The sequence below is a fragment of the Mesorhizobium sp. M1348 genome (genome assembly GCF_040317925.1).
Classification (GTDB): domain Bacteria; phylum Pseudomonadota; class Alphaproteobacteria; order Rhizobiales; family Rhizobiaceae; genus Mesorhizobium.
This window is the reverse complement of sequence record NZ_JAMYLH010000014.1, coordinates 37,659-62,552: the sequence shown is the minus strand read 5'-3', so window position 1 is coordinate 62,552 and position 24,894 is coordinate 37,659. Positions and strand designations below refer to the sequence as shown.

Sequence of the window (24,894 nt, the reverse complement as noted above, 5' to 3'; positions counted from 1 at the left end):
GACGCGGGTCAGTTCGAAAGCATGCGGTCGACCCAGCCGAGGAAGCCGCCTTCCGCACGCACCGCTTCTAGCGCCGGGGCAGGCACCGATGCGGCGCGGGTGGTGTGGGCACGTGGCGGCAGATATTTGTTGGTCGGCTTGTAGCCCATTTCCGGCATCAGATCGACACCGCCGCGCTCGGCCACCAGTTGCGAGATAGCCGATGCCGGATCGCCCAGATCGCCGAAATGCCGCGCGCTGGTCGGGCAAGCAGCGACGCAGGCCGGCACGCGATCTTCTTCCGCCAGATTGTCGTTGTAGATGCGGTCGACGCACAACGTGCATTTCTTCATCACGCCAACATCGGTGTCGAATTCGCGCGCACCGTAGGGACAGGCCCAGCTGCACAGTTTGCAGCCGATGCATTTGTCCTCGTCGACCAGCACGATGCCATCCGACGCCCGTTTGTAGGAGGCGCCGGTCGGGCAGACCGTGACGCACGCCGGTGTCTCGCAGTGCAGGCAGGAGCGCGGGAAGTTCACCGTGCGTCCGCCCATCTCCGTCATGTGCTCATAACTGTGCACGCGGTTGAACCAGACACCGTCGACATTGCCGCCATAGGGGTCGATGTCGGTTAGCGGCGCCATTTGGCCGCCGGTGTTCCATTCTTTGCAGGCGGTAACGCAGGCCTGGCAGCCGACGCAGGTGTCGAGATCGATGACAAGGCCGAGCTTCTTGTCGGTATTGGCGGGAAGGCAAGTCATTCGGCAGCCTCTCTCTCCCGGCGGAATTCCGCGCCGAAACTGAGTTTGTCGGGCGAGGGCTGGAAGCCCGGCGGCTGCCGGAACCGCTCGAACTGCGGTTCGGTGAAGCCAGCTTCCTCGGGCGCGCATTTGACGATGCGCACGCGCAGGTCGAACCACGCCGCCTGACCGGTCACCGGATCGGAATTCGAATAGCGTTTGCCGCTGGCATCGGCGGAGGTCTGGTCGCTGATGATGTGGTTGAGCAGGAAGCCGCGATTGGATTCGGCCGCATCATCCTTGAGCCCCCAGCTGCCGCGCCGTTTGCCGATCGCGTTCCAGGTCCACACCGTATCGGCGTTGACGCCGTCGACCAGCTTGATCTGTCCTTTAACCTTGCCGTTGATGCTCTCGATCCAAACCCAATCGTCATCGACAAGCCCGAGGCCGGCTGCGGTCCGGTGATGCACGAACAGCCGGTTCTGGCTGGTGATCTGCCGCAACCACGCGTTCTGAGAACCCCATGAATGGTACATATGCATCGGCCGCTGCGTCAGCGCGTGGAGCGGATAGACTTGGCTATCGACCGCAGCCTCTTCGAAGGGCGCGTACCAGAACGGCAGCGGATCCATATAGGTCTCGATACGGCTGCGCTCTGCCTTCGGCGGCAGCATCCCGCCATGGCCGCGCGCCGCAAGGCGAAAGCGCTGCATCGGCTCGGAATAGAGTTGGAACACGATAGGCTCGGCCTTCGGGATGAAGCCCATGCTCTCGGCGAATTCGAGATACGAGCGGTTGGCCATTTTGTAGTAGCGCTGATCGGCGGCGAAATCCTGGTGCCAGAAGCCGCCATTATCAATGTAGCGCTGCAATTGGTCGGGATTGACCTCGCCCTTGCCGACCGAGGCCCCGTCCTTTCCGCGCCAGCCGGCGAGCGGGCCGACACCTGGCGTGCGCTCGTGATTGACGATGTAATCGGCATAGTCGCGGTATTTGGCGGAACCATCGTCCCCGACGAAGCCGGGCAGGCTGAGCCGCGCGCCGAGTTCGATCAGCACCGTCTGGAATGGCCTGACGTCGCGGTCCGGCTCGACGACGGGATGGCGGATGGCGTCGCCCGGCCCGTCGGCGTGGCTGATCGGCCGGTCGAGCAGGCTGATACAGTCATGACGCTCGAGATAGGTCGTATCCAGCAGCACCAGATCGGCGAACGGCACGGTCTCGGAATAATAAGCGTCGGAATAGATGATGAACGGGATCTTGTACTCCCCCGACGCATCCACATCGGTCAGCATCGCCATCGTCTCGACCGTGTTCATCGACGAGTTCCAGGCCATGTTCGACATGTACATGAATAGTGTGTCGATCGTGTAGGGATCGCCGGTCCAGGCATTGCGGATGACCGTGTGCATGAGGCCGTGTGCAGCAAGCGGCGCATCCCAGGAGTAGGCCTTGTCGATCCGAATGGGCTTGCCGGCTTCATCGATCAGCAGGTCCTCCGGTCCGCAGACGAAGCCGAGCGGCATGCCGTCCAGCGGCGTCATTGGCTTCACAGTCTTGCCGGCTGGCTTGGGACCCGGCGGCGCGGACCGCGGATAGGGAGGCTTGAAGCGGAAGCCGCCCGGCACGTCCACCGTGCCGAGAAGCACCTGGAGCAGATGAATGGCGCGGCAAGAGTGAAAGCCGTTCGAATGGGCCGAGATGCCGCGCATCGCATGCATCGACACCGGCCGGCCCTTGATGGTCTCGTGCCGGCGGCCGGCCCAGTCCGTCCAGGCCACCGGCAATTCGATTTGCTGTTCGAAGGCGACATGAGCGAGTTCTGCAGCAATGCGTCGGATCGTGTCGGCGGAGATGCCGCACCGGTCAGCGACGGCGTCGGGTGAATAGCTCTCGTCCAGATAGCGGTCGGCGACGAGTTGGAAGACCGGCACGCCGCGGCGGCCGTCAACTAGAACGCTGCCGGTCAATGCCGGTTTCGCATCGGCATTGCTGGCATCGACAGGCCTCTTCGCCACCCTGTCCCAAGCCAGTGGATTGCCGCCATCATCGCGCATGAACAGCCCGTCGTCGGCCGCACCAGGCTCCTGAATGACGAGAAGATGGGCGTTGGTGTAGCGCAAGAGGTAGTCGAGATCGACGCGCCCTGCCTTCAGCAATTCGTGGATGAGGGCAAATACGAACAGGCCGTCGGTGCCAGGCCGGATGCCGATCCAGTCGTCGGCAATTGCATTATAGCCGGTGCGGCAGGGATTGATCGAGACCACCTTGGCGCCGCGCGCCTTGAGCTTGCCGAGGCCGATCTTGATCGGATTGGAATCATGGTCTTCGGCAACCCCGAACAGCATGAAATATTTGGTGTTGTCCCAATCGGGTTCGCCGAACTCCCAAAACGAGCCGCCAATCGTGTAGAGGCCGCCGGCCGCCATATTGACCGAGCAGAAGCCGCCATGGGCGGCAAAGTTCGGCGTGCCGAACTGGCTCGCCCACCAGCCGGTCAGCGATTGCGACTGGTCGCGCCCGGTGAAGAAGGCGAGTTTCTTCGGATCGGTTCGGCGGATATTCGAAAGCCGCTTCGTCGCGATCGACAAAGCTTCCTCCCACTCGATCTCGCGGAACTCACCCGAGCCGCGCGGGCCGGTGCGTAGCAGCGGCTTCTTCAGCCGGGCCGGGCTGTAATGCTGCATGATGCCGGCGCTGCCCTTGCCGCACAGCACGCCGCGGTTGACCGGGTTGTCCTTGTTGCCGTTGATGTAGCGGACCTTGCCGTCCTTGATATGGACGTCGATGCCGCAGCGGCAGGCGCACATATAGCAAGTGGTCTTGGCGACGCTGTCGGAGACATCGGGCGAAGTATCGACGCCGTCGCCTTCAGCGGGCGCGCGCGTATCGGCAAGCGGCCGTTGGGATGGTGCTGAGTTGGCGCCGCGCAGCGGTTCGTTGGTCATGATCCGGCGATGTTTTTGCGTTCCGCGGCCTTGGCTCTCGTCTTCGGGCCTGGGCCGCGCATGTAATGCTGTTCCGGCCGATAGCGTTCACCGACGAGCCGCCATGGCAGGCTGCGGGTCCAGTGCGCAAACACGGATTTGAACAGCCTCACCAATTTCTAGCCTCGACTGTTCTGGCGCGACTTTTTTCCAATTTCGGGCCAAAATCTAGAACAAAGCAATCAATCTGTCTAACAACTTGCTCTTGTAATTCCAATCGGATTTGCTTCTTAATGCCGGCATGACTCTGGACCAATTGCGGATCTTCGTCGCCGTCGCCGAACGGGCGCACATGACCAAAGCGGCCGAGTTGGTGGGCATCTCACAGTCGGCGGCATCCGCCGCGATCCGCTCGCTCGAGCAGCAGCATGGCGTCCAGTTGTTCAATCGCGTTGGCCGCAACATAGAGCTCGCCGAGACCGGGCGCCGGTTCCTGCCGGAGGCCAAGGCGGTTCTCGAGCGGGCGGCGGCCGCCCACAACGTGCTGGAGCATGTCTCGCAGACGATATCAGGCAGTCTCTCGATCGCTGCCAGCCAGACCATCGCCAGCTATTGGCTGCCGCGCCGGCTCGCCTCTTTCCACGAAGCCTATCCTGCCGTCAGGCTGAGCGTGAGCATTGGCAACACCAGGCAGGTCGAGACCAATGTGCTTGATGGCGCAGCGGATTTTGGCCTGGTCGAGGGGCGCACCGAATCCGACATATTGCGGCGTGCCAAGGTCGATATCGATCGCATGATACTGGTCGTGGCGCGCTCGCATTCCGAGATCGCCGACGTTTCGCCTGGGCATCCGGACCTTGGGGGGCTTCGCTGGATCATTCGCGAAGGTGGGTCGGGCACGCGCGAGGCGCTGGAGGACCTTGCCCGACGCGACGGGATTTCGTTTGCGGACCTGCAGATATTCCTGGTGTTGCCGAGCAATGAGGCTATTCGCCAGGCAGTCGAGGCCGGCGCCGGCGCCACCATCATTTCGGAACTCGTCGTCGCGCGCGCGGTCGCCGAAGGCAGCCTGCGTTCCGTGCCGATCGATCTGCCGAAGCGCGAATTTGCCATGATCACGCATCGCGACCGGCAGCCAAGCCTGGCCCAGATGGCGCTCAAGGCGCATCTCGGCGGCAAAGCTGAGAGAGCCACGCCGCTTTAAGCCGATCAGCCGAACTTCCGCTGCGCGTCGAGCGCCAGCCCAAGCCCGACCGAGCCGAACACGTCGCCTTCGATTACCGACGCCTGCGGCACCAGAGCCAGGATCTGCTGCCTGGCCAGCGGGATCGCGGTCGATCCGCCGGTCAGGAACACCGCCGTGATATCGGAGGGCTTCACCTGCGCGTCGCGGACGGTCTGCTCGACGGTACCTGCAACGCGCTCAATATCCCGAGCGATAGTGGCTTCGAGACCTTCGCGCGTGATCTCTGCCGTGAACCTCACCTCCGGTAGCGCGACCTCGATACCGGCCGACGATCGGTGCGTCAGCTCGATCTTGGCCCTTTCGACCAGCGCCGCCAGAGCGTGGCCGTAACGATGCTCGACGATGTGCATGAAGCGTTCGACCAGGTCTGCGCGCTCCGCCTCGTAGCGGATCTGGCGCAGATGCGTCATCGCCCTTGCGGTGTAGACCAGGTTGATGCGCTGCCATGTAGCCAGGTCGATGAAGTAGCTCGCCGGCAGATTGCGCTTGCCGTCCTTGGTCGGTGAGAGATAGCCGAGCTGCGGCATTACATGGGCGATGCTCAGCAGCCGGTCGAAGTCGGTGCCGCCGATGTGGATGCCGCGGCTGGCCAGGATGTCGTCCTTGCGGTCGAGCGAGCGGGCGCGCTCGGGCGAGACCCGCACGATAGAGAAATCGGACGTGCCGCCGCCCATGTCGACGATCAGCGCCAGTTCCTCGCGCGTCACTTTCTGCTCGTAATCGAGTGCCGCCGCGATCGGCTCGAATTGGAAGGCGATATGCTTGAAGCCTTGGGCGCGAGCGGCATTTTCGAGTTCGTGCTCGGCCCCGGCGTCGGCCCCGGCGTCGTCGTCTACGAACTGTACCGGCCGTCCGAGCACGACGCTTTCGACGGTGTCGAGGGCGTTTTCTTCGAGCTTCTTTTTCAGGTGGCCGACAAATAGGCCGACAATTTCCATGAAGCCGATCGAGCGCGCCTTGATGCGCGTCTTTTCATGAGCGAGCGAGCTGCCGAGCACGCTCTTCAGCGAGCGCATCAGGCGGCCTTCGATACTGTCCGTATAGTTGGCGATGGCGCGTCGCCCGAAATAGGTGCGGTTGTCCTCGAAATTGAAAAACACCGCACTGGGCAGCGTGACCTGGCCGTCTTCCAACGGCACCAGCCGCGGCTGCCCGTTCCTGACCACGCTCACGGTGGAATTTGAAGTGCCGAAGTCGATCCCGGCAAATGCTGGTCGCATCGTGCGTTCCTGTATTTCTGATTTGGGGAGCAGCAGCTCGTGTCCGGTCGGGCCGGGGGTCGCGGTCTAGCCCATACCCTCGGAAAGGGAAACCACTTTTACGAGAGTTCAGTCTTTCCTGAAGACCAGTCTTCCGAGCCAGCCTGTCAGCATGGCCAGCGATACGGCAAAGACACCGTAGAGGAAGGAGTAGTCGTGCGCGACGCGGAAGATCGACTGTTCGAAACCGGACTTGCGGATTTCGAGCTGGGCGGAGCTTTCCTTGATGAACAGGCCGCTCTTGAACAGGAAGGCGCGGGCCTTGTGGGTGCCGACCGGAACGTTGGGAGCGAGCCTGACGGTGGCGCGGAACAGGTTCTGCGACAGGAACTGCACACCGCCGACATTCTCGCTGTAGAGGCCTGTTGCCGCCTTGCGCTCGCGCAGCGCGGCGGTGAACTCCTCGATTGTCGCCGGGCTGTCCTCGGCGTCGGCCGGCTGCAAATAGAGGTTGGAGGCGCCAAGCGACAGCTGCCTGTAGCTGTTCGGATCGGTGACGTCCTGCAGCGGCCGCGTCGTCGCCACCGAATAGGAGACAGGTACGTTTTCGAAGGTCTCCGACTCCAGATTGACCCAGACGCCGAGCACCCGGTCCTTGCGGCGCACGACGACCGGTCGGGCCGGGCCTTCCAGCACAACGATCACGTCGTAGCGCCCTTGCCGTGCGACAAGCGGATCGGCATTTTCCAGCGATCCGAAGATGGTCAGGTCGGCGCCGGAAAAGCCGGCGGTAATCGAGACATTGTCGGTGGAAAGGCCGATCTGGATGTTTTCGGTTAGTGGCGTCTGTGCCTTCGCCGGTGACGCCGCGGCCAGCAGCGACAGCAAGGCGGCGGCCGCGAGCGTCCTCAAGCCAGCCATCAGCTCAGGCCCACGCCGGACAGCGAATAGAGATTGGGAGGCGTGACGAAAAGATCGATGGCGAGCCGGATGGCGACCGCCAGCACAAGCAGCGCCAGCAGTGCCCTGAGTTGTTCGCCCCGCAGCCTCTGACCGGCCTTGGCGCCATATTGTGCGCCGGCGACGCCGCCTGCCATCAACAGGAAGGCGAGCATGACGTCGACCGTCTGGTTGGTGGTGGCGTGGACCAGCGTGGTGTAGGCCGAGGTGAAGATGATCTGGAACAGCGAGGTGCCGATGACGACGTTGGTCGGCACTTTCAAAAGGTAGATCAGGGCGGGCACCATGATGAAGCCGCCGCCGACGCCCATGATCGACGACAGGAAGCCAATCGCCGCGCCCAGCCCAAGCACCGGAATAACGCTGACAAAGAGCTTCGAGGCCCTGAACCGCATCTTCAGCGGCAGGCGGTGGATCCAGTTGTGCTGGCCGGATTTCTTCAACACCGGTGCGGCGCCGCTGCGGGTGGCGCGCAGTGCATTGACACTCTCGACCAGCATCAGCCCGCCGACAGTGCCGAGCAGCACGACGTAGAGCAGCGATATGAACAGGTCGAGCTGGCCGAGCCGGCGCAGGAGTGCAAAGACATAGATGCCGCCGGTCGAACCGACGATGCCGCCGGCCAAAAGCACGCCGCCGAGCTTGAAGTCGAGCGTGCCGCGCTTCATGTGCGACAGGGCGCCGGAGAAGGAGGAAGCGATGACCTGGTTGGCGCCGGTGGCGACCGCGATTGCCGGCGGTATGTTGTAGAAGATCAGCAGCGGCGTGATGAGAAAGCCGCCGCCCACGCCGAACATGCCCGACAGGAAACCCACCGCTGCGCCCATTGCCAGCAGCACGAAGACGTTGACGGAAATTTCCGCGATCGGGAGATAGATGCCCACCCGTCAGTCTCGATCAGTTTGCCTCCTGGCGAATGCAACCGTTGCGGGCATTTTGCGTCAGAAGGTTATCTCGTTCTTGCGCCGGCCGGGCGGTGAAGTCAAACTTCGTCGCGCTGCCGAAACAAAAAACAACTCAATCAGTTAACAGGCAAATCTGTGGCAGGGACGTCGCGGAAACGACGCATCCGCCGTTATTTGCGCGCGAGCAGCGCCTTGACCAGTTTTTCGTCGATCGCGCCGGTTGCCTTCATGTCGTTGTCGGCCTGGAAGGCCATGATCGCGTTCTTGGTTTTCTGGCCCATCATGCCGTCGGGATTGCCGGCTTCGTAGCCGTTCTTGTTGAGAATGCGCTGGATGTTCTGGACCGCTTTCTTCATGTCGATGCCGGCCGTCGTCTGCGGTGTGCCATCCTGCCACGATTCAGGAATGTCGGCCGAATTGGCGGCTGGATCGAGCGGCTTGGCCTTCCACAGTTCAGCCGCGGCCCGCGCACGCTCCAGCTGCTCGGGCCTCAGCGCCTTGGCGATCTCGTCGCGCTTGGCCGCCGCATCCTTGTCGCCGGTCTTGGCGACGAGCGCGAACCATTTGTAGCTCTCCTCGAGGTTCTGCTTCATGCCGACGCCCTTCGCCGCGAGGATGCCGAGATTGAACTGGCTGTCCTTGACACCGAGATCCGCCGCCGCCTGGAACCAGCGCGCTGCCGATTCATTGTCGGTCACGCCATCCGCCGCCATCGCAAACAGCACGGCCAGATTGTGCATGGCGCTGGCATTGCCCTGCTCTGCGGCAAGCTGGTACCAGGTCTTCGCTTTCTTGATGTCGCGTGCGACGCCGATGCCCTTCTCGTAGAAATTGCCGATGCGGTATTCTGCCGGTGCGAAACCGAGGTCGGCAGCTTTCTCATACCATTTGGCCGCCGCCGCCATGTCTTCCTTGACACCGCGCGACTCGGCGTAGCGCGAGCCGATCTCGAACAGCGCCTTGGCGTCGCCGCCGGCCGCTGCATCGCGCAGGGCGACCGGACCGGCATCGGCCGGAACGTCGATCTCGGCGCCTGCTGCCGCGGCAGCATCCGCTGGCGGCACCGTGCCCGTCGTGTCCTGCGTCGCAGCGGTGGTGATAGCAGGCGCGGCAGCCATTGGCTCGGCGTAGCTGACCGTCGCCGCTGCAGGCGCGGGCACTGCGGCCGTGGTGTCTGGCGCCGCTAGGTCAGCGGATGCCGCGGCAGCCGAGGGCGCCGTCGATGCCTCGGTTGCCGCTGTGGCGGGGCCAGTTTGCGCCGCCGTGTCGTCCTTGGTCATCGATGCGGATGGTTCTGCCTGCCTGACGGTGGGCGACGGCGCGCTCTCCTGTGCTGTCGTCTGCGCGTCCGCCTTCGGCTCGCTGGCAACGCTGGCCAATGCAGTTTCCACCGGCTGTACGGCCACGGCCGGTGCCGCCTCATTGTTGGCGACTTCGACCGGGTCGGAGAAGAAGGCTTTGCCCAGTTGCAGGCCGGCAAGCGCCAGCATGATGGCGATTGCCCCCATCAGGATCGGCTTGCGCCGCGCCTTGAGCAGGTCGCCGATCCTGAGTGCCTTGACCGGGCCTTTCATCGTCGACTGGCGCTTGAGGGCGTCCGCCTCGGCGGCCGCCGCTTGCGCAGCCCGTCTGGCTGCCGCGATGAAGTCCGATTTCGCCGCCTCAGCGCCGCCTTCCCGGGACGGCTGCCCGCGCTCGTCGCGCACGCGCTTCATGATGGCGCTGAGGTCGGGTGCGCCGGAGCCGGGTTCCAGTGGCCGGTTGGCGAGCTTGGGGTCGAGGGGCTCGTCGAGATCGACGCTCGGTATCTCGGCGCTCGGCGCCGAGCCTGCAAGCGGCGGCATCTCGGCGTCCTTCTTGCCCTTCAAGGCGCGCGCCAGCCCGCCTAACATCGATTTCCTGCCGCCGCCTTGCTCGGTTTTTTCACGCGTCGTGTCTGAACCGAGAGCCGCCAGGGCGGCTGCGGCGGCGGCCTCAGCCGGCGTACGCGGACCTGGTTCGTCTCGCACGAGCGCCGCGGCGCGGCCGTCGAGATCGGCCATGCTGCCCGTCAACGGCAGCGGCTGGTCGAGGTCCATCGACGGTGCGTCCTGCACCGAGATCTTGGATGCCCGGCCGAAGCGCTTGCTCAACTCCGCGCTTGCCGGTTCGCCGGTCTCCAGTGAACCAAGCCTGTCAACGATCTTGAGCAGCGTATCGTGGATAGCCTCGAACGTCCTCGAATTGCGCTCGTCCGAACGGCGCGTCAGTGCCTCAAGCGTCTTCAGGTCCTGGGCGAGGCCGGTAACGGCCGCCGTGTTCGCGCTTGATCCGGCCAGCGATCGGACGGCGCTCTCAGCCGCCTCGCGCGCCGCGCCGAGGATGGAATCGCGGGTTCCGGCCAGCGACTTCTCGATTTCGTTGAGACGCGGGCTGATGTCGTCGAATTCCGGCAGCGGCGTGCCGGGCCTGGAAAGATGCGCCGTCAGGCCGGCGACCTGCGCTTCGAGGCTGCGGATCAACGCCGGGTCGATGCTGGCGACCTGTGCCGCGGACGAATCCAGCCGGCTTGAGATGTCTTCGAGCCGGCTCTCCAGGCCACGGATCGCCGCCTCGTTGGCAGGATCCGGAACGCGCGTCTCCATCCGCTTGGCCAGCGCGGTGAAGCGGGCGTCGATGGCATCCATGATGCCGGCACTGTCGACCTGCGGCATGCGCTGGTCCAGCCTGTCGGCGACCTCGTCCAACCGGCGCTCAAGGTCACGAAACAGCATGTTGCCTTGTTCGATGGCGTCGCCCTGGCGACGTTCCATCATGCTGGACAGCACGTCGAAGCGCTGCTCGAGCCCCTGGAAGATGTAGTCCGCGTCGGGCATGGCAGGTGCGTGGTCGATCTTGTCGGCAATAAGCGCGACTTGCCTGGCAAGGCGCTCCATCGCCTGTTCCGGCAGATTGGCTCGACCGGCCAGCTCATCCACACGACTCGACAATGTGTTGAGACGGTCGATGACCTCCCGGCCCGGACGATCCTGCGACACTTCTTCGATTTGCTGGGCCAGTGAATCGATCCGCTTCTCGATGCGCTCGAAGGGCTCTGGGTCGAACGAATTGGCTTGCGCGGCAACCGTCGAGGCGACGATCGCGCGGGAAATCTCGTCGAGCCGCTCGTCGATCTGACTGAATGTGTCGCTCCCGCGATTGTCCTGCTGGCGGGCGAAATGGTCGACCGCTCCGGCAAGCGTGCGGACCTTTTCCTCGAGCGAGCGCAGCGACAGCGATTCCGGCAGATTGCTGACGGCATTGCTGATCTGTTCGAGCCGCTCCGTCAACGCCGACAGGCCGGGTGCATCGGAGCGCTTGCGCTGATCGGCGTCGACGCGGTCCTCGAAGGCGTTCCAGCGGCGGTCGAATTCGTCCCAGCGGCGGCCGACCGCCTGCACGCTCTCCTCGCGCGCCAGCGTATCGAGCGCGGCCTTGACCTGCTCAAGCTCGAGCCGCAGCATATTGACGCTTCTGTCGTCGCTTTTTTCGGCCAGTGTCTGGATGGCGCCGGAAAGCCGCTCGAATTCGACGCCGAGTTCGGCGCTGCCTTTGTCGCCGCCATTTGACTGGAAGGCTCGCTCAATATTCTTGCGCAGCACATCGAACTCGCGTTGCAGGCCGGAGGTCATCTGCTGCCGCAGCTCTTCGCGCAGGCCGCGCAATTCCCCGGCGATCTTGCCGGCTAGGGCGACGCCGTCCTCCTGACCGCGCACCCGGTCGATATCGCGGGCGATCGCCTGGTAATTCTGGTCGAAAGCCGCTGCTGGACCTTTCGGCCGTTGCACGCGTGGATCCTCATACCGGCGCTGCTGGCCATAGGGTTGGGCGCTGGGATAGCGCGGTTCTGCCGCTGGTCGGCGCGGATCGGGGTGGCTTGCCGTCTCCTCGCGCGTCCGCTCCAGTCGCTGCTCCAGAGTTTCCAGGGAGCGGTTGAGCTCTTCAAGCGTCGTGTGCGGCCTGCGTTGCCTGCCGGCGTTGAGTGTATCGAGGTAGGACCGCTTGCTGTTCATCAATGCGCCCGTTTCAGAATTGCTGGCTTTCACCAGGTTCCCAAAGTCCTGCCGGGACGAAGGCGACTGCTTGGCTTGTTGCAGTGGAAGACGAGCTTCCCGGGTCTCATCCGCGCTCCGAAAAACCGTGAAAAATTCAATACAGGATAGACACGGGTAACCGACATGCGCACATTTCGCCCCAACGTGGTAAACAACGCGTTAACCAAGCTTAAGAAGTTGCAACTTTGTCGACTGGCCGCCGACCGCGCCACCTGTCTTTTTGGACGCACAAAGGACGCTGTAGAATTTTGATCTGCCGCATGATCGCTTCCGAAATCGGCCGCGGCCTTTGGGTTATCCGCCGGCGCTGCGGCATAAAGTTCCAAGCCCAGAACGCTCTTGCGTGGTGAGGCGGCTATCGATATAGAATTGACGTAAACGTAAATGAGCGCATTACGCCGTTTGCGATTTGTTTGTTGAAACCACGAGTGGAAGCACGCCCCCGCTTTCACTCAGGCGACGCAAGGTCCGCGACCGCGACGCCACCAGACGGGGAAAGCCAGTGACCATGAAACTTATTTCGCCCGGCCAAGCCGCGGCCAACACCAACGATATGTCGAGCGAAGCCGGTGAAGAGCTTGTCCGCATCGGCGAAATGGCCAAGAAATACGGAGTGACGCTGCGTACGCTGCGTTTCTATGAGGACAAGGGTCTACTCAACCCGCAGCGTGACGGATCGACCCGTCTCTATACGCGCCGCGACAGGGCCCGGCTGAAGCTGATCCTGCTTGGCCGCAAGGTCGGGTTCTCGCTGCGCGACGTCAAGCAGATGATGGACCTCTACGATCCGAACGGCTCCAACACCAAGCAGTTGCGGCTGGCGCTCGACAAGTCGGAGAAGCAGCTTGCCCGTCTGCAGAAGCAGCGGGCGCTGATCGACGACGCCATCAGCGAACTGAGTGCTTCGATGTCGACCGTCCGGCAAATGCTGATCGAGCGCTCGGCGCCGCAGGCCAGCGTGGCGAGCTAAACTAACCTGTCGATTTCCGACGAATGAGAACCGCGTGGCTTTCGCTGCGCGGTTCTTCGTCGTTTGCCATCTTTCGTCGTTTGCCGTCTTGGCGCGCGCCAGAAAATTTGCCGCACCGCAGAATTGACGTTTACGCAAACGTCAATATTTGTTATCTCGACCGTAACGTTGGTCCGCCTGCCATCCTCATATGCTGGGGCTGATTTCGGGGCCAAGACCGCATGGTGGAGGAAACGCATGCCGATCTACAGAGCGCCGGTCCGGGACACGCTGTTCGTGCTGAACGAAGTGCTGGGATATCAGCGTTATTCCAATCTTCCCGGATTTTCCGACGCGACGCCGGATGTGCTCGAGGCCATCCTTGCCGAGGGCGCGAAGCTCGCCGAAAACGTGATGCAGCCGCTGAACCGTGTCGGCGACATGGAAGGCTGCATGCGCCATGACGACGGTTCGGTAACGACGCCGAAAGGCTTCAAGGAAGCCTTCGACCAGTATCGCGAAGGCGGCTGGATGGGGCTCGCCGCACCTGTCGGGTTTGGCGGGCAAGGCTTGCCCTACGCGGTGCACACTGCGGTTGCCGAATATATGGTGTCGGCCAATATGTCGCTGATGATGTATGCCGGCCTGACGCAAGGCGCGATCGCTGCGATCATCACCCATGGCACCAAAGAGCAGAAGGCAACATGGTTGCCGAAGCTGGTCGAGGGCGCCTGGACCGGCACCATGAACCTGACCGAGCCGCACTGCGGAACCGATCTTGGCCTGCTGCGCACCAAGGCCGTCCCAAATGGCGACGGCACCTACAGGATCTCCGGCCAGAAGATATTCATCTCGGCCGGCGAGCATGACATGTCGGACAATATCGTCCACCTCGTGCTGGCCCGTATCGAGGGCGCGCCGGATGGCGTGAAGGGCATCTCGCTGTTCATCGTGCCAAAGCTCAAGCTTGATGCCTCGGGCAATCCGGGCGAGAAGAACACCGTCTCCTGTGGCTCGATCGAGGAGAAGATGGGTATCCATGGCAATTCGACCTGCATCATGAACTACGACGACGCTGAAGGCACGCTGCTCGGCGAGGCCAATGGCGGCCTGAAAGCAATGTTCACCATGATGAATGAGGCGCGGCTTGGCGTCGGCCTGCAGGGGCTCTCACTGTCGGAGGTTGCCTACCAGAATGCGGTTTCCTACGCCAAGGATCGTCTGCAGGGCCGCTCGCTGTCAGGGCCGATGGCGCCGGACAGGAAGGCCGATCCGATCATCGTCCATCCGGACATCCGCCGCAGCCTGATGACCATGAAGGCTTTCAACGAGGCCGGCCGCGCGCTGGCGCTGTGGACGGCGATCAAGTCCGACATCGCTCACCGCTCCAGTGACGACAAGGATCGCCAGGCGGCCGACGACTACACCGGCCTGATGACGCCGGTGGTCAAGGGCGTGCTCACCGACAAGGGTTTCGATCATGCGGTAATGGCGCAGCAGGTGTTCGGCGGCCACGGCTATATAGAAGAGCACGGCATGAGCCAGTTCGTCCGCGATGCTCGCATCGCCATGATCTATGAGGGTGCCAACGGCATCCAGGCGCTCGACCTCGTCGGCCGCAAGTTGGCCTTGAATGGCGGTCGCGCGATCCAGGCTTTCTTTAAGGAAGTCGGAGAGTTCTGCGAGGAAAACCGCACCGACGAGAAGATTGCGCCCTTCACCAAGGCGCTGAAGAAGGGCCTCAACGATCTGCAGGCGGCGACGATGTGGCTGGTGCAGAACGGCATGGCCAAGCCCGACAATGCCGGTGCCGCCTCGACCGACTACATGCATCTCTTCGGCCTGGTGGCGCTGGGCTATATGTGGGCCCAGATGGCCAAGGTGGCCGCAGCGAAATTGACGAATGGCGCCGACGGCGCTTCGTCTTTCTACGACAACAAGCTGGTGACGGCGCGCTTCTTCATAGAGCGGATCATGCCGGAGACGTCGGCGCATCTTGCCCGCATCTCCAGCGGTGCCGACACATTGATGGCACTGCCGGCGGAAGCGTTCTAGGTTCGGCGTTCCCCTCCCCCTCGAGGGGAGGGTGGCCCGAAGGGCCGGGAGGGGTCCTGCGTGCAGTGCGCCGACCTCCATTCTGGTGCATGCCTTGGGAGGAGAACGATCGCAATGCCGTGGCACGTGGCGCAGGTTGTAAAAGATAAGGTCGAGCACGTCATCGGCGACCCCACCCGGCCGCTTCGCGGCCACCCTCCCCTCGAGGGGGAGGGGAACGTCGGCGCGAGGGAGAAAGCATGACCAACCCCGCCGAAATCCTTGGCCTTCCCAAGCCCGCCTGGGCGGCGGACGAGGTCGGCATGCTTTACGACATGGCGCACCGCTTCATGTCGGAAGAGATCGCGCCGCGCTACGACGAGTTCGAGAAGAACGAGATGGTCGACCGCGAAAGCTGGCTGAAGGCGGGTGCTGCCGGCCTGCTCTGCGCCTCTATGCCGGAGGAATATGGCGGATCGGGCGGCAGCTTCGCGCATGAGAGCGCCATCATCGAGGCGATCGGCCATGTCGGCGTCGACGGGTTCGGCATCGGCCTGCACAATTCGATCGTTGCCCCCTATATCCTCCACTACGGCTCGGAGGAGCAGAAGAGGAAGTGGCTGCCGAGGCTGGCGACCGGCGAGCTGATCGGCGCCATTGCCATGACCGAGCCGGGTGCGGGCTCCGACCTTCAAGCCGTCAAGACGCGCGCCGAAAAGGACGGCAACCGGTACAAGCTCAACGGTTCGAAGACCTTTATCACCAACGGCCAGCTCGCCAATTTCATCATCGTCGTTGCCAAGACCGATCCTGAGAAGGGCGCCAAGGGCATCTCGCTGATCGTCGTCGAGACTGACGAGGTGGAGGGTTTCGAGCGCGGCCGCAACCTCGATAAGATCGGCCTCAAGGCCAACGACACGTCGGAACTGTTCTTCAACGACGTGCGTGTGCCAACCTCGAACCTGCTCGGCAACGACGAAGGCCAGGGCTTCGTCCAGTTGATGCAACAATTGCCGCAGGAGCGGCTGCAGATCGGCACCACTGCTATCGCCATGGTCGAGCGGGCTCTGGCGCTTACCATCGACTACGTCAAGGAGCGCAAGGCCTTCGGCAAGGCCATCATCGAATTCCAGAACACCCAGTTCAAGCTTGCCGAATTGAAGACCGAGGCGACCATCGGCCGCGTCTTCTATAATGACTGCGTTGCCCGCCACATTAACGGCGGCCTCGACCCGGTGACGGCTTCGATGGCCAAATACTGGCTGTCAGACCTGCAAGGAAAAGTCGTCGACGAATGCCTTCAATTGCATGGCGGCTATGGCTACATGAATGAATATCCGATAGCGCGCATGTTCCGCGACGCCCGCGTCCAGCGCATCTACGGCGGCACCAACGAGATCATGAAATTGCTGATCGGGCGCTCGCTCTGAGCGAGTTTCAGCAAACCCAAGGAGCAGGAAAATGGCCGAAGCTTATGTCTATGATGCGGTGCGCACGCCGCGCGGCAGGGGCAAGAAGGATGGCTCGCTGCACGAAGTGCCGGCGGTGCGGCTCGGCGCCAAGGTGCTCGAGGCCATCCGCGACCGCAACGGACTGGACACCGCCGCTGTTGACGACATCATCTTCGGTTGTGTCGATCCGGTTGGCGAGGCGGGTGCGGTCATTCCACGTGCCGCTGCTTTCGAGGCCGGCTACGACACCAAGGCGCCTGGCATGCAGATATCGCGCTTCTGCGCCTCGGGCCTCGACGCCATCAATTTCGGCGCCGCCAAAATCGCGCAAGGCGCCGACGAGATCGTCATTGCCGGTGGCGTCGAATCGATGTCGCGCGTCGGCATGGGCGCCTCCGGCGGCGCCTGGTTCATGGACCCGTCGGTCGGCCTGCCGGGCTGGTTCGTGCCGCAAGGCATATCCGCCGACCTGATTGCCACCAAATACGGCTTTTCGCGCGACGATGTCGATGCCTACGCGGTCGAAAGCCAGAAGCGTGCCGCCAAGGCGTGGGGCGAGGGCCGCTTCAAGAATTCGGTGATCTCGGTCAAGGACCAGAACGGCCTGACCATCCTCGACCACGACGAACATATGCGGCCTTCGACCGACATGCAGTCACTGGCCGCTCTCAACCCGTCCTTCGTCATGCCCGGCGAAATGGGCGGCTTCGATGCCGTCGCCGTGCAGAAGCATCCGGAGGTGGAAGAGGTCAACCACGTCCACCATGCCGGCAATTCGTCCGGCATCGTCGACGGCGCGGCGGCCGTGCTGCTCGGCTCGAAAAAGGCGGGAAAGACGCTCGGTCTCAAGCCGCGCGCGCGCATCCGCGCCTTCGCCAACATCGGCTCGGAACCGGTGCTGATGCTGACCGGCCCGGTCGACGTCACCGAGAAGCTGTTGAAGCGGGCGAAGATGAAGCTGTCGGACATCGACCTGTTCGAGCTCAACGAGGCATTCGCTTCGGTGGTGCTGCGCTACATGCAGGCTTTCGACATTCCCCATGACCGGATCAACGTCAATGGCGGCGCCATCGCCATGGGCCATCCGCTCGGCGCCACCGGTGCGATGATCTTCGGTACGGTGCTGGACGAATTGGAACGCCGCGACCTCAACACCGCGCTGGTAACGCTTTGCATCGGCGCCGGCATGGGCACCGCGACGATCATCGAACGCGTCTGACGGAGAAAGATGATGAGCTACACCAATTTCACCGTCGACATCGACGCCGACGGCATCGCGCTGGTTACCTGGGACATGCCGGACCGTTCGATGAACGTCTTCACCGAGGAGGTGATGCTCGAGCTGAACGCTATCGTCGACAAAGTGGCGAACGATGCAGCGATCAAGGGCGCGGTGATCACCTCCGGCAAGGATACGTTCTCGGGCGGCGCCGACATCACCATGCTGCAGAAGATGCTGGCGACCTTCGCCGCCGACAAGGCCAAGGACCCTGAGAAGGCGACCAAGGCGCTGTTCGATAATGCGGGCACTATGAACGGACTGTTCCGTAAGCTGGAAACCTCGGGCAAGCCGTGGGTTTCGGCGATCAACGGCACCTGCATGGGCGGCGCGTTCGAATTGTCGCTCGCCTGCCATGGCCGTGTCGCGGCCGATTCCGACAAGGTGAGGATGGCGCTTCCCGAGGTGAAGATCGGCATTTTTCCAGGCGCCGGCGGCACCCAGCGCGTGCCGCGGCTGACCGACCAGCAGCAGGCGCTGCAAATGCTGACCTCCGGCCAGACGCTGTCGCCTCAGAAGGCCAAGTCGATGGGCTTGATCCATGAGATTGCCGAGCCGCAGAAGCTGGTCGAAACTGCCAAGGCGATGATCAAGAACGGCTTGAAACCGGTGGCGCCATGGGATGAAAAGGGCTTCAAGCTGCCCGGCGCCCCGGTCTATTCGGTGGCCGGTGCCAATCTGTGGCCGCCGGCCATCGCCATTCTGCGCCGCGAGACCTATGGCAATTATCCCGCCGCTGCCGCCATCCTGAAATGCGTCTACGAGGGCCTGCTGGTGCCGTTCGACACCGCCTTGCGGATCGAGCAACGCTATTTCACCGAGATCATGCAGACCAGGGAAGCGGCAGCGATGATCCGTTCGCTGTTCGTGTCGCTGCAGGAACTGAACAAGGGCGCGCGCCGCCCGGCCGGAGTGCCGGAAACGAAGTTCAAGAAGATCGGCGTACTCGGCGCCGGCTTCATGGGCGCCGGTATCGCCTATGTGACGGCCAAGGCCGGCATTCCGGTGGTGCTGCTCGACCGCGACATGGAATCCGCGGCCAAGGGCAAGGCGCATTCCGACAACCTGATCTCGGATCAGGTAAAGAAGGGCCGTGCCAAGCCACAGGACAAGGACCAGTTGCTATCGCTGATCACGCCGACGGCCGACTATGCGGATCTCGCCGGCTGCGATCTTGTAGTCGAGGCGGTATTCGAGGATTCGGCCGTAAAGAAGGCTGCCACCGAACAGGCCGAGGCTGTACTCAAGCCGTCGGCGATCTTCGCCTCGAATACGTCGACCATACCGATTACATCGCTGGCCAGGAATTCGGCGCGGCCGAAGAATTTCATCGGCATCCATTTCTTCTCGCCGGTCGACAAGATGATGCTGGTCGAGATCATCCTCGGCAAGAAGACCGGCGACAAGGCGCTGGCAACCGCTATCGACTTTGTCCGTGCCATCAAGAAAACGCCGATTGTCGTCAACGATACGCGCGGTTTCTATGTTAATCGCTGCGTGCTGCGCTACATGTCGGAGGCCTACAAGATGCTGATCGAAGGTGTTCCGGCGCCAATGATCGAGAACGCGGCCAAGGCCGCCGGCATGCCGGTCGGTCCTTTGGCGTTGACCGACGAGACGGCGATCGACCTTGCCCAGAAGATCATGAAGCAGACCATGCGCGACCTCGGCGACAAGGCGGTCGATCCGAAGCAGATGGCGCTGATCAACACGATGGTCGACACGCATGGTCGCTTGGGCCGTAAGAACAGCAAGGGCTTCTATGACTATCCGGCAAAACCGGCCAAAAAGAAGCTGTGGCCAGGCCTCAGGGATCTCTACCCGCAGCTGGCGCCGGAGCAGGTCGACTATGAGGAACTGAAGCAGCGGCTGCTGGTCACCATCGCGCTTGAGGCGGTACGGGTGATGGAAGAGGGCATCGTTACCGACCCACGCGAGGCCGATGTCGGCTCGATCCTGGCCTTCGGCTTCGCGCCTTATACAGGCGGTGCACTATCCTACATCGACGGCATCGGCGCGAAGAAATTCGTCAAACTCGCCAAGCGCCTGCAGAAGAAATACGGCACCGAGTTCAAGGCGCCGAAGCTGCTGCTCGATATGGCGGAGAAGGGCGAGACCTTCTACGAGCGCTTCGATCCCTATACCAGGGACGAGGCCAAGGAGGCAGCGTGACGCCGTCTTCGGCGGTGGACAAGATGGCGGCCAAGGGGTAGAACAGGGAAGGTATTTTTTCCTGTTTCGAAGGAAGAGCAAGGTGCTCTCGCACGACCGCGTTTGGGCCGCCATCGACGCTCTTGCCGAGCGTTATTCGCTTTCGGCCTCCGGACTGGCCAGGCGCGCTGGCCTCGACTCGACCGCCTTCAACAAATCGAAGCGGCTGTCCTCAGATGGACGGCCGCGATGGCCGTCGACCGAATCGCTGGCCAAGATCATCGAGGCGACCGGCGCCTCGCTGGATGAATTTGCGGGGCTGGTCGAGGGTCGGGGTAATTCCGGCGCACTGCCCGTGCAGAGATCGTCGGTGCCGCTGCTCGGCTTCGCCCAGGCGGGCGCCGGTGGCTTCTTCGACGACGCCGGGTTTCCGGCGGGGCAGGGATGGGACCTGATCGAGCTTCCGGCACGGGCAACCGAAACCTCCTATGCCTTGAAGGTCCAGGGCGATTCCATGCTGCCGCTCTACCGCAATGGCGATGTCCTGATCGTCGAACCGGGGGCTACCATACGAAAGGGTGATCGCGTCGTCGTCAAGACCAATGCCGGCGAGGTGATGGCCAAGGTGCTCGACCGCCAGACACCGAGGTCGATCGCGCTGGTCTCCCTCAATCCCGATCACCCTGACCGCGACATCCCCATGCGCGATGTCGAATGGGTGGCGCGGATTGTCTGGGCAAGCCAGTAGGCGCGGGGCCGGTGCGTCTGCCTCACCTTGCGTTGGCTGTTCTGGCGATCCCGGCGATGGCCACGGCAATTGTCGCCGGCGGCCGCGCCGTCCAGAGCGAAAGCGGCGGCCCTTGGGAGCAAATCCAGGTCGGCCCTGAACCGCACCCCGCCGCGCCGGCTACGTCGGCCATCCCGAAACCAGTGCCGGCCAAGCAGGCGGCGCATTCGAGGGCAATCGATCCAGAAATCGTGGTGCCGCCGCAGCTCGGTTCCAACGAGCTTGAACGGATAGAGCCGCGCGCCCCGTTGAGCGATCTGGCATTGGCCGGACCGCCCAAGCCGCCAAAAACGAAAATGCCCGACGACTGGAAAGGCACGAAACTATTCCAGCCCGTCGCGTCGGCCGCCGGGGTCATCGAAGCAAAGGGCTATTCGATTGCGGTTTCCGGTATCGACATCGTCAAGCAGGAGGAGACTTGCACCGACGGCGGCGAGTCCTGGAATTGCGGCATCCGGGCCCGAACGGCCTTCCGCGCCTTTCTCCGCAGTCGTGCGGTGGTCTGTGCCGTGCCGCCCGAAGGCGGTCGTGATCTGATCGCCGCCGAGTGCCGGATCGGCAATCAGGATATCGGCCAATGGCTGGTCGAAAATGGCTGGGCGCGCGCCGCCAAGGGCGGCCCTTACGTGGAAGCCGGCGAGAAGGCGCGTGCAGCAAAAAAAGGCGTCTTCGGGCCGGCGCCGAGCGTTTCAGGCCTGCCGCCGCTCCCGGCTGCGTCGCGATCCGCGCCTGTAGCGCCTAGCTCGATCCTGCAGGAGCAAGACGGCGTCCTCATGCCGCCAGCTGACCAGCCAGCGCCCGCTGAATGAGCTCGCGCGTTTCGGCGATGCCGTAGAGCGCGGCGAAGGAGCCGAAGCGCGGCCCGCGTTCCTGACCTATCAGCACCTGATAAATCATCTGGAAGAAGGCGACGGAGACTCCGGGTCCGCCCTCCGGGCTCTGCTTGGAATGATCCTGGTATCGCTCGATCTTGCGCGCAACATTGAGGGCAGCGTTCTGGATCGCCTCGCTGTCGGCATCGGCCGGCAGCGCGGCGAGCGCTTCCGAAAGCTTGGTCAGCGCCTCGCGCTCGACCGCGTCGGCAGCACGGTACACTTTGGCCGGCTTCACGAAATCGTCGAAATAGCGGATGGCATATTCGGCCAGCCGGTCGAGCTCGGGATGGGTCGTCGGCGTCACACCCGGCGCGTGGCGCGAAATGAAACCCCACAGCACGCTCCTGTTTTGGGCATTCGAAGCGCTGACCAGGTTGAGCAGCAGCGAGAACGGAACCGGCAGGTCGACTGCCGGGGGATTGCCGTCATGCATGTGCCAGACCGGATTGCCCAGCCGCTCCTTCCAGTCCTGCCGCTGATAGGCAGAGAGGAACGTGTAATATTCGTCTACCGCCTTCGGGATGACGTCGAAATAAAGCTTCTTCGCGGTTCGCGGGCGCTGGAACATATAAAAGCTAAGGCTCTCGGTTGGCGCGTAAGTCAGCCACTCGTCGATGGTCAGCCCATTGCCCTTCGACTTCGAGATCTTCTGGCCGTGCTCGTCGAGGAACAGCTCATAATTGAAGCCCTCCGGCGCCGGAGCATCAAGCGCGCGGCAAATCTGACCGGCGAGCTTGACGGAATCGATCAGATCCTTGCCGGACATCTCGTAGTCGACGCCGAGTGCTGCCCAGCGCATCGCCCAATCAGGCTTCCATTGCAGCTTGGCATGGCCGCCGGTCACCGGCGTCTCGAAGCGCTCGCCGGTGTCCGGGTCGCGCCACACGATGGTGCCGGCGTCGAGCTTGCGCTCGTCGATCGCGACTTGCATGACGATGCCGGTCTTGGGATGGATCGGCAGGAAGGGCGAATAGCTCAGCGCCCGCTCCTCGCGCAGCGACGGCAGCATAATTGCCATCACCTTATCGAAGCGCTCGAGCATCTTGAGCAGCGTCGCGTCGAAGCGGCCGGAAGTATAATAGTCGGTCGAGGAAGCGAATTCGTAATCGAAGCCGAAACGGTCGAGAAAAGCGCGCAGCCGTGCGTTATTGGCGGCGCCGAAGGACGGATACTCATTGGAGAACGGGTCCGGTATCCTGGTCAGCGGCTTGCCGAGATAGGCGCGCAGCATGTCCTTGTTAGGCACATTGTCCGGCACCTTGCGCAATCCGTCCATGTCGTCGGAGAAGCACAGCAGCCGCGTCTTGACCTTGTCTTCGGTCAGCACGCGGAAGGCGTGGCGCACCATAGATGTGCGCGCCACCTCGCCGAACGTGCCGATGTGCGGCAGGCCGGACGGGCCGTAGCCGGTCTCGAACAGCACCGTTTCCGGGTAGCCGCTGCTCGCGTAGCGGGCGACGATCTTTTTCGCTTCCTCGAATGGCCACGCCTTGCTTTCGGCGGCGGCGGCGAGGACTTCCGGGCTGAGATCGATCGGCTGTTGTTCGGCCATGATGCTATTCCTGCAACTTTGCCAGCATCCATGCCGGCAGCCGCATGCTCTAGACCATGATCCCGAAAAGTGGAACCCGGTTTTCGGGCAGGACCGTGATCAGGCAAGAAGATTAAGAGCCCCCGTCCCGATAGTCAGGATGGATCAAGTTCCAACGCGTGACCGGAGCGCCAACGATCGCGGCTGTTTTTCCTTGCGGCGCCGGTCCCTCGTTCCTAACTTCGGGACCATCTCAAGGAGTTGTAAATGCCATTGTCGCCACACGAAGCCATGATCTACCTGATGGTCATCACCTCGGCGTCAGACCGCGACATGACCGACGTCGAACTAGCGCGGATCGGCGACGTCGTTCGATCCTGGCCGGTGTTTGAGGATTTCAACCAGGAGCGGCTGGTCGAGGTCGCCCAGGCCTGCCAGAAAATGCTGCAGGAAAAGGACGGGCTGGAGGGCGTCCTGGCGCGCGTCGCCGAGGCGCTGCCCGAACGCCTGCGTGACACCGCCTATGCGGCCGCCTTCGAGGTCGCAGCCGTCGATCTCGAGATGCGCCTGGAGGAGGTGCGCGTCCTGCAGCTCGTCCGCCGGGAACTCGACCTCGATGCGCTGACGGTCGCCGCCATTGCGCGAGCCGCCAAGGCCCGCCTTCGCACGCTGACCTGAGCCGGCGGCCAAGCTCAGAAAAAACTGACGGGAAAATAGCGCAGATAGAACTCGGCGAACGTGCCTTTCACCGAGATTTCCTGCAGCGCGTAGTCGAAAGCGGCGGCCAGTGCCGGATCGTCGGCCCTGGTGGCGATTGCCATGCCTGAGCCGAGATATTCGGGCGCCAGATAGGGGCCGCCGGCAAAGCGGCAGCAGCCCGCTGCATCCGAACCGCCGAGCCAGAAGGCGAAACGCATGCCGTCGCCGAAGGCGGCGTCGATCTTGCCGGCTTTCAGCTCGCCATAAAGCTCCTCCGGCTTTGCGAAGGGGACGATTTGGACGTCGCCGAAATAATCGCGCAGCATCCGCTCGTGCGCGGAGCCGGCGATCACGCCGACACGCTTGCTGCGCAGCTTGTCGAACATTGGTTCGGTCAGCGCCTGTGTCTTCAGCATGATGAAGCGTGCCGGAAATTGCAGGTAGGAGCGTGAAAATGCGTATTTCGACCGCGACTCCGGCGTCGCGGCGATGCCGGCAATGATCGCTTCGCCCTCGCCTTTCCCGAGCGCACCTTCGAGCTCGGCCCAGGGCAGCGCCTGGATCTGGCATTTTTCGGCAATGCCGAGCTCGGCGCAGATGGCGCGCGCCAGGTCGACATGGAAGCCCGACAGCCGGCCTGCCCCATCGAGGAAATTGAACGGCGGGAAATCCGTGGTGGTCAGGAATCGCAGCCGCGGCAGCATAGAAAGGTCCGGCTTTGGCAGCCGCTCCTTGGCGTCCCAAAACACCGGCACCTGCGGCTCCGCGGCGAGCGCAGCAGCCGCAAGCGATTGCGCTCCGATCAATATCGAGATCAATGAAATGGATATGCGCCGAAATGCCACGCGACGACTCCGTCCGGTCTTGCCCCGGCTTTCGTACGAAATAACACAGGTTTTTGTACGAAAAAAACACAGGTACAACGGTTTTTGGTTTCATCATTGCAATTTAGGGATATTGTTTAGTGAGTTTGCAAGTGACTGCGTGATGCCGGCTGAAGAGGAGCAGTAGGACGCACAGGGGAAGCAGCTTTGCAGTCCGGGGTTGATGGCGTGGTGCGGGTTGATCACTGCCATTGGCCTCAAGAGCGGAAGGCAACATGGGGT

The 24,894-nt window shown here is 63.0% G+C and carries 17 protein-coding genes; 9 read left to right on the top strand and 8 right to left on the bottom strand.

Annotated elements, in window-relative coordinates; all coding sequences use genetic code 11:
* Window positions 1-8: 8 nt before the first annotated feature.
* Window positions 9-743, bottom strand: a complete 735-nt coding sequence (locus tag NKH13_RS21955; RefSeq protein WP_352914303.1) for a 4Fe-4S dicluster domain-containing protein — start codon at window positions 741-743, stop codon at window positions 9-11.
* Window positions 740-3,670, bottom strand: coding sequence for a molybdopterin oxidoreductase family protein (locus tag NKH13_RS21950; RefSeq protein WP_352914301.1), 2,931 nt, complete (start codon window positions 3,668-3,670; stop codon window positions 740-742). The genes NKH13_RS21955 and NKH13_RS21950 overlap by 4 nt, the downstream gene beginning before the upstream one ends.
* Window positions 3,671-3,950: 280 nt before the next feature.
* Between NKH13_RS21950 and NKH13_RS21945 the strand changes: the two genes are divergently transcribed.
* On the top strand, window positions 3,951-4,853 hold the full coding sequence (locus NKH13_RS21945) for a LysR substrate-binding domain-containing protein (protein ID WP_352914298.1): 903 nt from the start codon (window positions 3,951-3,953) through the stop codon (window positions 4,851-4,853).
* Window positions 4,854-4,858: 5 nt separating this feature from the next.
* Here NKH13_RS21945 and NKH13_RS21940 read toward each other — a convergent pair whose 3' ends face one another.
* The 4 genes from NKH13_RS21940 to NKH13_RS21925 all read right to left on the bottom strand — a co-directional run bounded on the left by NKH13_RS21940 (window position 4,859) and on the right by NKH13_RS21925 (window position 11,990).
* Window positions 4,859-6,115, bottom strand: a complete 1,257-nt coding sequence (locus tag NKH13_RS21940; protein ID WP_352914297.1) for an Hsp70 family protein — start codon at window positions 6,113-6,115, stop codon at window positions 4,859-4,861.
* Window positions 6,116-6,223: 108 nt separating this feature from the next.
* Window positions 6,224-7,015, bottom strand: coding sequence for a TIGR02186 family protein (locus tag NKH13_RS21935; RefSeq protein ID WP_352715726.1), 792 nt, complete (start codon window positions 7,013-7,015; stop codon window positions 6,224-6,226).
* A complete protein-coding gene (locus NKH13_RS21930; protein WP_352715723.1) occupies window positions 7,015-7,938 on the bottom strand; it encodes a sulfite exporter TauE/SafE family protein in 924 nt (307 codons plus the stop codon). The genes NKH13_RS21935 and NKH13_RS21930 overlap by 1 nt, the downstream gene beginning before the upstream one ends.
* A 191-nt stretch (window positions 7,939-8,129) precedes the next feature.
* Window positions 8,130-11,990 carry a peptidoglycan-binding protein gene (locus tag NKH13_RS21925; protein WP_352914295.1) on the bottom strand — a complete coding sequence of 1,287 codons (3,861 nt, stop codon included), beginning with the start codon at window positions 11,988-11,990 and terminating at the stop codon, window positions 8,130-8,132.
* Between the two features lie 550 nt (window positions 11,991-12,540).
* Between NKH13_RS21925 and NKH13_RS21920 the strand changes: the two genes are divergently transcribed.
* The 7 genes from NKH13_RS21920 to NKH13_RS21890 all read left to right on the top strand — a co-directional run bounded on the left by NKH13_RS21920 (window position 12,541) and on the right by NKH13_RS21890 (window position 21,492).
* Window positions 12,541-13,002: a MerR family transcriptional regulator gene (locus NKH13_RS21920; RefSeq protein WP_023719513.1), complete on the top strand. Its 462-nt coding sequence runs from the start codon at window positions 12,541-12,543 to the stop codon at window positions 13,000-13,002.
* A 237-nt stretch (window positions 13,003-13,239) separates the two neighbouring features.
* Window positions 13,240-15,036, top strand: a complete 1,797-nt coding sequence (locus tag NKH13_RS21915; RefSeq protein ID WP_352914293.1) for an acyl-CoA dehydrogenase — start codon at window positions 13,240-13,242, stop codon at window positions 15,034-15,036.
* Window positions 15,037-15,275: 239 nt separating this feature from the next.
* Entirely contained in the window at window positions 15,276-16,445 is a 1,170-nt protein-coding gene (locus NKH13_RS21910) for an acyl-CoA dehydrogenase family protein (RefSeq protein ID WP_352914291.1), read from the top strand.
* 31 nt (window positions 16,446-16,476) lie between these two features.
* Window positions 16,477-17,685 (top strand): acetyl-CoA C-acetyltransferase, encoded by a 1,209-nt coding sequence (locus NKH13_RS21905; protein WP_352715712.1) that lies wholly within the window; start codon window positions 16,477-16,479, stop codon window positions 17,683-17,685.
* A 12-nt stretch (window positions 17,686-17,697) separates the two neighbouring features.
* Window positions 17,698-19,917: a 3-hydroxyacyl-CoA dehydrogenase NAD-binding domain-containing protein gene (locus NKH13_RS21900; RefSeq protein ID WP_352914289.1), complete on the top strand. Its 2,220-nt coding sequence runs from the start codon at window positions 17,698-17,700 to the stop codon at window positions 19,915-19,917.
* Window positions 19,918-19,999: 82 nt separating this feature from the next.
* Window positions 20,000-20,644 (top strand): S24 family peptidase, encoded by a 645-nt coding sequence (locus NKH13_RS21895; protein WP_023677336.1) that lies wholly within the window; start codon window positions 20,000-20,002, stop codon window positions 20,642-20,644.
* Window positions 20,645-20,655: 11 nt separating this feature from the next.
* Window positions 20,656-21,492 carry a thermonuclease family protein gene (locus tag NKH13_RS21890; RefSeq protein WP_352715707.1) on the top strand — a complete coding sequence of 279 codons (837 nt, stop codon included), beginning with the start codon at window positions 20,656-20,658 and terminating at the stop codon, window positions 21,490-21,492.
* On the opposite strand, the gene NKH13_RS21885 is transcribed toward NKH13_RS21890, so the two are convergent.
* A complete protein-coding gene (locus NKH13_RS21885) occupies window positions 21,455-23,110 on the bottom strand; it encodes a lysine--tRNA ligase (protein ID WP_352914285.1) in 1,656 nt (551 codons plus the stop codon). The genes NKH13_RS21890 and NKH13_RS21885 overlap by 38 nt on opposite strands.
* Before the next feature lie 246 nt (window positions 23,111-23,356).
* Here NKH13_RS21885 and NKH13_RS21880 point away from each other — a divergent pair, with 246 nt between their 5' ends.
* The gene (locus NKH13_RS21880; protein ID WP_292659499.1) at window positions 23,357-23,767 is read left to right on the top strand and encodes a tellurite resistance TerB family protein; all 411 of its coding nucleotides are present in this window, start codon (window positions 23,357-23,359) and stop codon (window positions 23,765-23,767) included.
* 14 nt (window positions 23,768-23,781) lie between these two features.
* Here the strand turns inward: NKH13_RS21880 and NKH13_RS21875 are convergent, their stop codons facing one another.
* The gene (locus NKH13_RS21875; protein ID WP_352914284.1) at window positions 23,782-24,633 is read right to left on the bottom strand and encodes an ABC transporter substrate-binding protein; all 852 of its coding nucleotides are present in this window, start codon (window positions 24,631-24,633) and stop codon (window positions 23,782-23,784) included.
* Between the last annotated feature and the right edge of the window lie 261 nt (window positions 24,634-24,894).